An 11,210-nucleotide genomic window follows, 5' to 3' on the forward strand; every position below is an offset into this window, starting at 1 on the left:
GGTGGACGGGCCCACCTGGGAGTACGAGGGCTACCACCCCGCGGAGGAACGCCTGCGGGAGTCGCTGTGCACCCTGGGCAACGGCTGCTTCGCCACCCGCGGGGCCCTGCCCGAGTGCACCGCGGACGACGTGCACTACCCCGGCACCTACGCGGCCGGCTGCTACAACCGGCTCACCTCCGAGATCGGCGGGCGCCGGGTCGAGAACGAGGACATGGTGAACCTGCCCAACTGGCTGCCGCTGCGGTTCCGGCCGGCCGGCGGGGACTGGCTCACCCCGGACACCACCCCCGTCGCCGAGCACCACCAGATGCTCGTCCTCGACCCCGGCCTGCTGGAGCGCCGTACCCGCTACCCGCTCGGCGCCGACGCCAGCCTGCTGGTCCGTCAGGAACGCCTCGTCCACCTGGCCGACCCCCACCTCGCCGCGCTGCGCACCGAGTTCACCGCCGAGGGCGCCACCGTCGACCTGGAGGTCGAGGCCGCGCTGGACGGGGGCGTCACCAACTCCGGGGTCACCCGCTACCGGGAGCTGGACGGCCGGCACCTCAGCCATGTCACCGTCGGCACCGCGGCGCCCGGCACGGTCTGGCTGCGCTGCCGCACCCGCACCTCCGACATCGGCTTCGGACTGGCCGCCCGGCTGACCGCCGCGGCGCCGGTCACCCACGCCAACGAGGCCCACCGCGCGGTGCAGCGGCTGATGCTGCGGCTGCCGCCCGGCCGGAGGGTCACCGTCGACAAGACCGTCGCCCTGCACACCTCCCGCGACCCGGCGATCAGCGACCCGCTGCGCGCGGCCGTGGACCGGGTCGGTGCCGCGCCCGGCTTCGAGGCGCTGCGCGAGACGCACCGCTCGGCCTGGGAGCAGCTGTGGCGGCGCACCGCGCTCGACGTGCCCGGCGAGGCGGGCAGCATCCTGCGCCTGCACCTGTTCCACGTGCTGCAGACCCTCTCCCCGCACACCGCGGACCTGGACGTCGGCGTGCCCGCCCGCGGACTGCACGGCGAGGCCTACCGCGGCCACGTCTTCTGGGACGAACTCTTCGTCCTGCCCTACCTCGACCTCCACCTCCCGGAGGTCTCCCGCGCCCTGCTGCGCTACCGCCACCGGCGCCTGGACGCGGCCTGCCGCGCGGCCCGCGACCTCGGCCGGTGCGGCGCGCTGTACCCGTGGCAGAGCGGCAGCGACGGCCGCGAGGAGACCCAGCAGGTGCACCTCAATCCGCGCTCGGGCCGCTGGCTGCCGGACCACTCCCGCCTCCAGCACCACGTCGGCTCGGCCGTGGCCTACAACATCTGGCGGTACTGCGAGGCCACCGGCGACAACGAGTTCCGGCACGGCGAGGGCGCCGAGATGTTCCTTCAGATCGCCCGCTTCTGGGGGCGGTCCGCTAGCTGGGACGACCACCTCGGCCGGTACCGCATCCGGGGCGTGGTCGGCCCCGACGAGTACCACGACGCCTACCCCGGCGCGGACCGGCCCGGCCTGGACGACAACGCGTACACCAACGTCACGGCCGCCTGGGTGCTCACCCGCGCCCGGGAACTGCTCGACGGCATGCCCGAACCGCGGCGCCGTGAACTCACCGAGCACATCGGGCTGGACGCCGACGAGCCCGCCCGCTGGACCGAGGTCTCCCGCGGGCTGCACGTCCCCGTCCACGACGGGGTGATCAGCCAGTTCGACGGCTACGGCGACCTCGCCGAACTGGACTGGGACGGCTACCGCGCGCGGTACCACGACATCCGGCGCCTGGACCGGATCCTGGAGGCGGAGGGCGACACCGTCAACCGCTACAAGGCGTCCAAGCAGGCCGACGTGCTGATGCTCGGCTACCTCTTCTCCCCACCGGAACTGCGCGGCCTGCTGCAGCAGTTGGGCCACCACCTCGACGAGCGGGGCTGGCTCGCCACCGTGGACCACTACCTGCACCGCACCACGCACGGCTCGACCCTGAGCGGCCTGGTCCACGGCTGGATCCTGGCCCGGGCCCGCCGTGCCGACGCCTGGAGCTTCGTGCAGGAGGCGCTGCGCGGCGACATCGCCGACCTGCAAGGAGGCACCACCGGCGAGGGCATCCACCTCGGCGCGATGGCCGGCACCCTCGACCTCGTGCAGCGCGGGCTGACCGGCCTGGAGACCCGCGGCCACGGCCTGTGCCTCGATCCCGTCCCGCTGCCCGAACTGTCCTCCTACGGCTTCGCGATCCGCTACCACGGCCACTGGGGCGTCCGGCTGCGGCTGCGCAGCGGCCTGCTGGAGATCGCCGTTCCGGAGTCCGACCAGTCGCCCATCGACATCAGCCTGCGCGACCGGGTGATCCCGGTCGGGCCGGGGGAGACGGCCCGGCTGGTGCTGCCCGACTGACGCCTTCCGGTCACGGCACGGACACACCGCCGTCCGTGATCTCGACGCCGTCCGGCCGGCGGGACCACCATGGGTGCCGGCCGAGGACGGAAAGGAGCTGCCGGACATGGGGGTGAGCGACGTGTCCTTGCGCGTCCTGGCCGTGGACGACGAGGAACCCGCGCTCGCGGAGCTGCTGTACCTGCTGGGGGAGGACCCCCGGGTCGGCACCGTCGTCCCCGCGCTCACGGCCGGCGAGGCGCTGCGCCGGCTGAGCGGGACCCGCACGGACGACCCGCACGGTCCGGGCGGTCCGCGCGGTCCGGACCTGCACGGTCCGGGCGGCTTCGACGTCGCCTTCCTCGACATCGACATGCCGGGCCTGAGCGGTCTCGAACTGGCCCGGAGACTGGGCGCCCTCCCCGCCCCGCCGCTGGTCGTCTTCGTCACCGCGTACGAGGACTTCGCCGTGCGGGCCTTCGACCTCAAGGCCGTGGACTACCTGCTCAAGCCGCTCCGCAAGGAGCGCTTCGCCGAGGCGGTGCGGCGGGTCGCCGAGCTGGTCCGGGCCGGGCAGGGGCCCCGCCCGGCCGCACCCGGTCCCGTGGCACCCGCCCCCGGCGACCAGGTGCCCGTCGAGCTGGGCGGGGTGACCCGGTTCGTGCCCCTCGCCGACATCACCTACGTCGAGGCGCACGGCGACTACGCGCGGTTGCACACCGGCCGCGGCAGTCATCTGGTGCGCGTACCGCTGTCCACCCTCGAGGAGCAGTGGCGCTCACGCGGCTTCGTCCGCATCCACCGCAGCCGGCTCGTCGCCCTCGGCCGGATCGAGGAACTCCGGGTGGACGGCGGCAACCTGACCGTCCGGATCGGCGACCGGGTGCTCGCCGTGAGCCGGCGCAACGCCCGGGAACTGCGTGACCTCCTGGCCGGCCGCGCGGCGAGCCGCCTGCGTTGAGAGAGGGCGATTACCTGTGAGGTCATGGATCCGCGCGCGTCCGCGTGTCACGATCATGGGCGTACGGAGGACGACCGACCGGAAGGACACCCCATGACCGCCTACGCCATAGCGCACCTGCGGGACGCCGCCCCGCACCCGGAGATCGCCGAGTACATCGAGCGGATCACCGCCACCTTCGAGCCGTACGGCGGCCGCTTCCTCGTGCACGGCGGACAGCACGAGGTCAAGGAGGGCGACTGGCCCGGACACGTCGTGGTGATCTCCTTCCCCGGCATCGCCGAGGCCCGCGCCTGGTGGGACTCGCCCGCGTACCAGGAGATCGCACCGCTGCGCTCCCGGCACATCGCCGGAGACATCGTTCTGGTCCCGGGCGTCGCCGAGGACTACGACCCCGCCGCCACCGCGAAGGCACTGCGCGAGAGCATGGCGGCCGGGTGACGCCGGCCGTCTCGCGGGTCCTCCGGTCCGCCGGTGCAGCGTGCTCGCGGCGCGGCGCTCAGTTTTGGCCCCCGCTGGTCCGCCGCCCCGGGAGTGGCGGACCAGCGCCGAGAAGGCGCCGTCGCGGGGTAATCGGAACCTACGCTTCGAGCGGCCGGGACGGAAGAGGCCCACGTGTGGCCCAGGTCATACTGATCGCGCCGGACTGCTGAAGCGCGCCGCTGACCTGCGGAAACGACACGGGTGCACCCACCGTGCGGCTAACACTCCCCGCCGTGACCGGCCGCCCCGCGCCGGTCGAGCAGACGGAGCGCCGTCTCACCCCACCGCAGGTTCTCCCGCTCGAAGGACATGCCGCGCAGCAGCGTGAGGTACGGGCCGATGCGCTCGGCCTCCGCGAGGTACCGGTCCTCCGTGCGCCCGTCGAGCAGGCGCTGCCGGATCCGCTCGTAGCGGGCCAGCTTGGCGGTGGCCCACTCCACGCGCTCGGCGACGGCCGCCCGCACCGCCGCCATGTCGCCGACGTCCGCGCACTGCACCTTGACCATCAGCTCGTCCCGGATCACGGCCGGTCTGCCCAAAGGCTCGGCGGTGTACGCGCGTACGGCCTCCCGCCCGGCCCGGGTCAGGGAGAACAGCCGCTTGTTGGGGCGGCGCTCCTGCTCGACGACGCGGGCGGTGACGAGCCCCTCGGCCGCCATGCGCTCCAGCTCCCGGTAGAGCTGCTGGGGCGTCGACATCCAGAAGTTGGCCACCGTCGCGTCGAACGCCTTCGCGAGGTCGTATCCGGACGCCTCACCCTCCAACAGAGCGGCCATCACCGCGTTCCGCAAAGCCATGCGCCTACGCTACGCTCCACCCGGCATACTCAATTAATTGACTATCCGAGGTGGGCGCATGCATCCCTTCCGCAAGGCCGTCGAGAGCGGTGACATCGACGCCGTGACCGCCCTGCTCGCCGAGGACGTCGTCTTCACCAGCCCGGTCGCCTTCAAGCCGTACCCGGGCAAGGCGATCACCGCCGCAATCCTGCGGGCCGTGTTCCGCGTCTTCGAGGACTTCACCTACGTCCGCGAGATCGCGAACCCCGACGGCCGCGACCACGCCTTCGTCTTCACCGCCACCGTCGCCGGCAAGAAGCTCCAGGGCTGCGACTTCCTGCACTTCGACGACGAGGGCAGGATCGACGAGTTCACGGTGATGGTGCGCCCGCTCTCGGCCGCCCAGGCGCTGGCCGAGGCCATGGGCGCCCGGTTCGAGCAGATCAGCCGGGAGGCCGCCGGACAGTGACCCGGACGACCGGGCGGTCGTCCGGGTCGCCGGCGGCCGTCGGCTAGTCGCAGGTCAGCGTCGGCCCGGCCCAGTCGCCGTGGTCGTTGCCGTTGCCGTCGCCCGCGTCACCGACCGCCAGGTCGATCACCTGGGCGCCGCTGACATCGACGTCGACCGCGACCGCGGACTGTCCGCCCCGGACGGTCGGCGTCGTGACCAGGGTCCTGCCGTCGGCGATCACGGAGAACGTCACCGATCCCGCGCCACCCGTCTCGTCGTCGACGCCGACGTCCGCCGTCAACCGCGAGCAGTGTCCGGCGGCGTAGAGCTGGACGTCGCTGACCGAGTTGGTGCCCAGGCCCTTGGGGTGGGCGGTTCCGGCGATGCGGATCGGACGGCCGTCACCGGCCGCCTGCTCGCCGACGCTGCTGTCGCGTTCCACCGGGCCCCATCCGTTGGTGGCGGACAGGAACGGCAGCCCGCTCACGGCGTTCTCGCCGGCCGGAGGGGCGGGCGGGACCCCGCCGACGATGCGCTCGTCCTGAGCCGCGGCCTGTCGCCCGTCCTGCCGGTAGCGCACGGTCGCGGTGACGGCCGAGGCGGACGGCAGCGTCCCGGCGGGAGGCCGGACCTTCCAGGTGAAGGTGGCCGAGCCGCCGGCCGGCACCCGGTCGGCCGAGGTGGGGCCCGCGGCACTGGCGGTCCAGCCGTCGGGCACCGACAGCGAGGCCGTCAGCCGGGTCGCGGACGGCCTGTCCTTCGGCACCCGCAGCGTGGACCGGGCCGTGAACGCCTGTGCCGGCCGGGCGGTGTCGGGCACGTCCAGGACGACGCCGGCTCCCGGACGCTTCGGCAGCGCGTACCTGCCCGGGTCGTAGCGGGGGCTGTCGTTCTGCGCGACGCGCAGGGACGAGGCGTAGCTGCCGTAGTCGGTGAGGGAGACCTTGCCCAGCCCGCCGGTGCTGCCGTCGAGGTTCCACACGGCGACGGCGACGCTGTTGCGGCCGTTCGGGTCGAGGATCCCGTTGGGCACCGGGAAGGTGCGCTGCGGGCCGAGGTAGTTGACGTAGTTGCCCACCTGCCAGCCGTTCACGAACACCGTGGCGCGGTACTTGCGTGCCGGGTCGTCCGTGAACGTCAGCCCGAGGGAGGTGTCCTGACCGCGCGGCAGGTCGAGGTCGACGTCGGTGCGGTACCAGGAGACGCCGGGGCGGGTGTCGGTCGTCGGCAGGGAGACCCGGTTCCACGTGCCGTCCGGGTAGCCCGGCAGGGACCAGCCGGCCCGCTCGCCGTACAGGCCGCCGGTGGAGAGCGGGCCGCGCACGGTGTCCCGGAGGTCCTCGCCGCCGCGTACGCCCTGCACCCGCCAGGTGACGGAGGTCAGCGGCGCCCCGACGAGGGAGGCACGGGTCAGGCCGCGCGGCGCCTTGTTGCCGTTGGTCGAGTTGTAGTCCTCCTCGTGGCCCATGTTCACGGTGAGGACGGACAGGACGTTGTCCCCCTTCGCCTCGACCGCGCCGGCCGGGAAGGAGAAGTCGGCGCTGCCGGTGGTGGAGCTGCCCAGGAAGGTGCCGTTGAGCCAGGCGGAGAAGGCCTGCGCCCCTCCGCCGGAGTCGGAGACCAGGTGGACGCCGGTCTCCTTGCCGGTGGTGCGGAAGCGTCCGCGGTACCAGGTGTTGCCGGTGTGGAAGCCGTAGTCGTCCGCGTAGAGGACGGGCAGTGCGTCGGCGCCGGCGACGCTGTCGGTGGTGGTCTTGTCGGCCACCTGCCAGCCGGAGTCGTCGAAGGCGGGGGCGGCCTCGGGGGACTCCTCGGCGTGCTTCCAGTCCGTCAGGGCCGGCAGGTGCACCGCGGCGGCCACCGGGATTTTCCCGGTGAGACTGCCGGTGTCGGTGGTCCGGGTCCTCACCGTCCGGCCGTTCCAGGTGACCTGGCCGGCGGAGGTGAACACCTCGATGTTCTCGTCGTCGGCGTTGTCGCCGGTCAGCGCCACCGTGTGGCCGCCGTCCGGGCTGGTGGCCGTCCGCAGCAGGTGGGTGCCGCGCACCAGCACCGGGCCGGTCGCCGTGTCCTGGCGCCAGAAGGTCTTCGCGGTGTCCTTGTCGCCGACGAGCAGCGTCAGCGGGGGCTTCCCGCCGCCGGCGACGGTGATCCGGACCAGTCTCTTGTGGGTGTAGTCGAACCGCAGGTCACCGTCGGTCTCGTCCCAGGTGGTGGTGACCGTGCCGCCGCTCGTGGTCACGGTGGGCCGCGAGGAGTAGCGCAGCACGGTCTCGCCGTCGCTGCCCGCGTCGCCGTAGAGCACGGCGACGTCCCGGTCGCCGATGGCCGCGCTGGTCATGATCTCGGAGGTCGAGTACTGCAACTGCGCGTCGCCCAGCCGGTAATCGGCCGTGATCACGTGGGAGTCGCGGCCGTCGAGGGTGATCGCGGTGCCGGGCTGCTGGGGCACGACCGGGTAGGTCGGTTCCGCGGCGGCGGCCGTCGGCACGTCGATGGCGTCGACCGCCACGTAGTCGTCCGTGGATCCCGAGCCGTGGCTGCCGGCGACGACGATCTTCAGCGTGTGCGGGCCGGACGGCAGGCCGGTCTTCCGGAAGAGCACCGCCTGGCTCTCCCCGCCGGAGGCGTCGACCGTCGCGACCTTGGTGCCGTCGAGGTAGACGTCGGCGTAGCCGTGGTTGTCGGTCTTCGAACCGATCCAGCGGACCGCGGTGCCGTCGAAGGGGACGGTGAGGGAGTCGCCGGCCTTGTTCGAGAACGACTCGGTGTGCCGGTAGTCGCCGCCGGTGTAGCTCGTGTCGTGCACGTGCGACCACGAACCGGTGTACCGCAGCGCGGGGTCGGCGTCGTCCCAGGTGTAGGTGGTGTCGTTCGCGGGCTGGGCGGCGAGGTCCAGCGAGATGTGCGTCCTGTCGACCGCGGTGGACGTGGAGTTCCCGTGCCGCAGCACGTGGAACTGCGTCCTGGTGTCGGGGTTCATCCGGGCGGTGTCGACGACCGCTGAGTTGTCCGGGGGTGTGGTCCTGATCGCCTCGGTCTTGGTCAGCGGGGCGACCGACTGGGTGAAGTACCCGATCAGCTTGTCCTCGTAGTACTTGGGATCGAGCTGGCGGTTCTCGCGGATCGCGGCCCCGTAGTCGTACGAGGTGTAGTTCTGCGGCATGCCCAGCCAGCCCCAGTTGGTGCCGCCGTAGGTCATGTAGAAGCTCTGCGCGGTCGCGCCGACGGCTATGTTCTGTTTGTAGAAGACGTTGGCGAACCGGTCGTCGATCAGCTGCGCGCACTTGTCGTAGCCGGGGCCGCCCCAGGGGTCGAAGGCGCCGCCCTGGAACTCCGGTGAGTACAGCGGCTTGCCGGCCGGGTGGTCGTAGCTGATGTCGGGGACGCCGTTCCACTTCGCGGGGTGGGAGCAGTCGAAGCCCTGCGGGTAGGAGTCGGGGCCGTCGACGTCCAGGGCACCGGTACCGGAGTTGAAGGTGCCGTTGTTGTTGCCGGTCAGCGGTACGGTGATGCCGTCGGCGCGGGCCTTGTCCTCCAGGTGCTTCATGTACGAGTGCCCGGCCGCGGAGCCGTTGTAGTACTCGTTCTCGACCTGGTAGGCGATGACCGACCCGGTGCCGTCGGTCAGCTGGTGGCGGGCGATGATCCGGTCGATCCGGGTCAGCCACTCGTCCGCGTACTGGAGGAACCGCGGGTCGTCGCTGCGGTTGCGCCCCGCCTTGGTGCTCATCCAGCCGGGCAGACCGCCGCCGTCGACCTCGGCGTTGATGTACGGCGCCGGGCGCGCGATCACGTAGAGCCCGGCCTCCTCGGCCATGTCGAGCACCTTGTCGACGTCCCGCACCCCGCCGAAGTCGTACACACCCGGCTTCGGCGAGTGGTAGCCCCAGTCGAAGTACAGCGAGGTGCTGTTGAACCCGGCGGCCTTCATCTTCTGGAAGATGTCGCGCCACAGGTCCGGACTCGGGAGCCGGAAGTAGTGGAACTCGCCGGACCACAGGTAGGTCCGCTTGCCGTCGACGAGGAACGAGTAACCGTCGAGGCTCACCGTGTGCGCCTGCGCGCGGGCGACGGGCGTGACGGCGGGGGCGACGGCGGGTGCCGGTCCGCCGGCGTCCCGCGCCGCCGCGGGCCCGGCCGTGCCCGCGGCCAGGGCGAGGGCCGCGGCCGTCGCGACGAGGGAACCCGCCCCTCTCGCCCTTCTTCGTAAACCGAGGGGATTGCTTCGCTTGCTTCGCTCTCTCCGCACTGCGGCCTCCCTACCGCCCGAACGATCAGGACCAAACAGACTCAGGCAAACCCGAACAGTAGAGCCGCGCAAGGAGCAACACAATGGGGCGGGAGGAGACGGTCGAGGCGGCCTCCACCGGGGTACCCGGGGCCGGCAGACACCGTTGCACCGTGAAAGGGGTACCTGTCATGACTCAGCACGTGCGGGACGTCATGACCAGCGATCTGGTGACCGTCGAACCGCAGGCGTCGGCCGCCGCCGCGGCCCGGCTGATGCGCGACGAGGACGTCGGCGCCGTCCTGGTGACGGAGAACGGGCACCTGCGGTGCCTGGTGAGCGACCGGGACCTGGTGGTTCGCGTCTTCGCGGAGGGCGCGGACCCGGAGCGGACGAGCGTGGTCCAGGCCGGCAGCGAGGACCTGGTCACCGTCGGCCCGGACGACGACCTGGAGCAGGCCCTCGTCCTGATGCGCGAGCACGCCGTGCGGCGCATCCCGGTCGTGGAGGGGGACCAGCCCGTGGGCATCGTCTCCCTGGGCGACATGGCGATCGAGCGCGGCGAGGGCTCGGTCCTGGGCGACATCAGCGCGGCCAAGCCCAACACGTAGCGGACACCCCGGGGGAAGGTCCTCGGACGCGCTCGGGGGAAGCACGCGGGGGTGTTCAAGACATGCCCGTCGTCGCGGGCCGCCGGTCCCCGACGGCGGGCGCTGCCCGTGCCCGGCCGGCCGCCCCGGCGGCGTGCCCGGCGCCACGGATGGGCATAGCCTTGCCGTACCGGTCCGGCCCGTGGACGGCCGGCCGTGTGTTCGCGGACCCCGAGGTCTTCCGCAGCCGTACGGGGGTCCCCCCAGCGATGCTGGAGGTGCCTGGTGACCAGTACGGGCGGTCCGGCCACCGGCAGCGCGGAGCTGGACGCCGTCTTCGCGGAGACGGTGCGCCGCACGGGCGCCTCCATCGGCGCCCTGTACCTGCTCGCCCCCGACGGGCGGCTGCTGCACCTGGACGCGCTGTGCGGAGCGGGGGCCGAACTCGCCGAACCCTGGGAGACCGTCCCGCTGGCCGTCCCCGCGCCGGTGACGGACGCGGTCCGGGACGACCGTCTGGTGTGGGTGGGCAGCCAGGAGGAGATGGCCCGGGCCTACCCGCGGACCGCCATGGTGCTGCCCTACCCGCTGGTCCTGGTCGCCGCGCCCGTGACCGGCATCCGGCGGTGGGGTGCCCTGCTGCTCATGTGGCCCGCCGACCGGCCGCCGTACATCACCGGGCGCGAGCGCGCCAACATCGAGTCCAGCTGCCGGCGGGTGGCCCGGGTCCTGGAGGAGTCGGCCGACCGCGGGCCTCCGCACGCGCCCCGCGGCGGGCCGCGTGTCATCCCCGCGGGCACCGGCCGCCCGTCCACCAGCCCGCAGACGGCCGTCGCCGACTTCGTCGAGCGTCTGCCCGGCGGCAGTTGTGCGCTGGACCTGGAGGGACGCTTCACGTTCCTGAGCACCGGGGCCTGCGAGCTGCTCGGCGTCGAAGCCGGCCGGGTGCTCGGCACGCTGCCGTGGCAGTCCCTGCGCTGGCTGGACGACCCCACGTACGAGGACCGCTACCGCGCCTCGGTGATCAGCCGTGTGCCGGTGGCCTTCACCGCCTGCCGCCCGCCGGACCACTGGCTCGAGTTCCACCTGTACCCGGACGCCAGCGGCATCAGCGTCCGCATCGTCAGGACCAGCGAGGCGCCACCGCCCGCACAGGGCAACCGCTCCGCCGACACCGCGTCCCCCACCCGCGCCGGCCGGCTCTACCAACTCACCCACCTGGCCGCCGCGCTGACCGAGGTCGTCGGCGTCCAGGACGTGATCGACCTGGTCGCCGACCAGATCGTGCCCGCCTTCGGCGCCCAGGGTCTGGTGCTGTCGACCGCCGAGGGCGGCCGGCTGCGGATCACCGGGCACAGCGGCTAC

General features: G+C 72.7%; 8 protein-coding genes. 6 read left to right on the forward strand and 2 right to left on the reverse strand.

Going from position 1 to position 11,210, the window contains the following annotated elements:
* The first annotated feature begins 1 nt into the window (after position 1).
* The 3 genes from IE312_RS17020 to IE312_RS17030 all read left to right on the forward strand — a co-directional run bounded on the left by IE312_RS17020 (position 2) and on the right by IE312_RS17030 (position 3,752).
* Positions 2 to 2,371, forward strand: coding sequence for a glycoside hydrolase family 65 protein (locus IE312_RS17020; RefSeq protein ID WP_189982629.1), 2,370 nt, complete (start codon positions 2 to 4; stop codon positions 2,369 to 2,371).
* Between the two features lie 106 nt (positions 2,372 to 2,477).
* Positions 2,478 to 3,311: a LytR/AlgR family response regulator transcription factor gene (locus IE312_RS17025; RefSeq protein WP_189982631.1), complete on the forward strand. Its 834-nt coding sequence runs from the start codon at positions 2,478 to 2,480 to the stop codon at positions 3,309 to 3,311.
* 93 nt (positions 3,312 to 3,404) lie between these two features.
* Positions 3,405 to 3,752, forward strand: coding sequence for a DUF1330 domain-containing protein (locus IE312_RS17030; protein WP_189982633.1), 348 nt, complete (start codon positions 3,405 to 3,407; stop codon positions 3,750 to 3,752).
* Positions 3,753 to 4,012: 260 nt separating this feature from the next.
* Here IE312_RS17030 and IE312_RS17035 read toward each other — a convergent pair whose 3' ends face one another.
* Positions 4,013 to 4,591, reverse strand: coding sequence for a PadR family transcriptional regulator (locus tag IE312_RS17035; protein WP_189982635.1), 579 nt, complete (start codon positions 4,589 to 4,591; stop codon positions 4,013 to 4,015).
* Positions 4,592 to 4,649: 58 nt separating this feature from the next.
* Here IE312_RS17035 and IE312_RS17040 point away from each other — a divergent pair, with 58 nt between their 5' ends.
* On the forward strand, positions 4,650 to 5,042 hold the full coding sequence (locus IE312_RS17040) for a nuclear transport factor 2 family protein (protein ID WP_189982638.1): 393 nt from the start codon (positions 4,650 to 4,652) through the stop codon (positions 5,040 to 5,042).
* Positions 5,043 to 5,085: 43 nt separating this feature from the next.
* Here IE312_RS17040 and IE312_RS17045 read toward each other — a convergent pair whose 3' ends face one another.
* Positions 5,086 to 9,180, reverse strand: a complete 4,095-nt coding sequence (locus tag IE312_RS17045; RefSeq protein WP_189982758.1) for a beta-galactosidase — start codon at positions 9,178 to 9,180, stop codon at positions 5,086 to 5,088.
* 266 nt (positions 9,181 to 9,446) lie between these two features.
* Between IE312_RS17045 and IE312_RS17050 the strand changes: the two genes are divergently transcribed.
* Both IE312_RS17050 and IE312_RS40470 read left to right on the forward strand, forming a co-directional pair.
* On the forward strand, positions 9,447 to 9,866 hold the full coding sequence (locus IE312_RS17050) for a CBS domain-containing protein (protein ID WP_189982639.1): 420 nt from the start codon (positions 9,447 to 9,449) through the stop codon (positions 9,864 to 9,866).
* Positions 9,867 to 10,130: 264 nt separating this feature from the next.
* Positions 10,131 to 11,210 (forward strand): PAS domain-containing protein (locus IE312_RS40470; protein ID WP_229899930.1); only part of this gene is annotated, 1,080 nt, incomplete at its 3' end.

Origin of the sequence: Streptomyces capoamus (assembly GCF_014654935.1) — a bacterium.
GTDB classification, from domain to species: Bacteria; Actinomycetota; Actinomycetes; order Streptomycetales; family Streptomycetaceae; genus Streptomyces; species Streptomyces capoamus.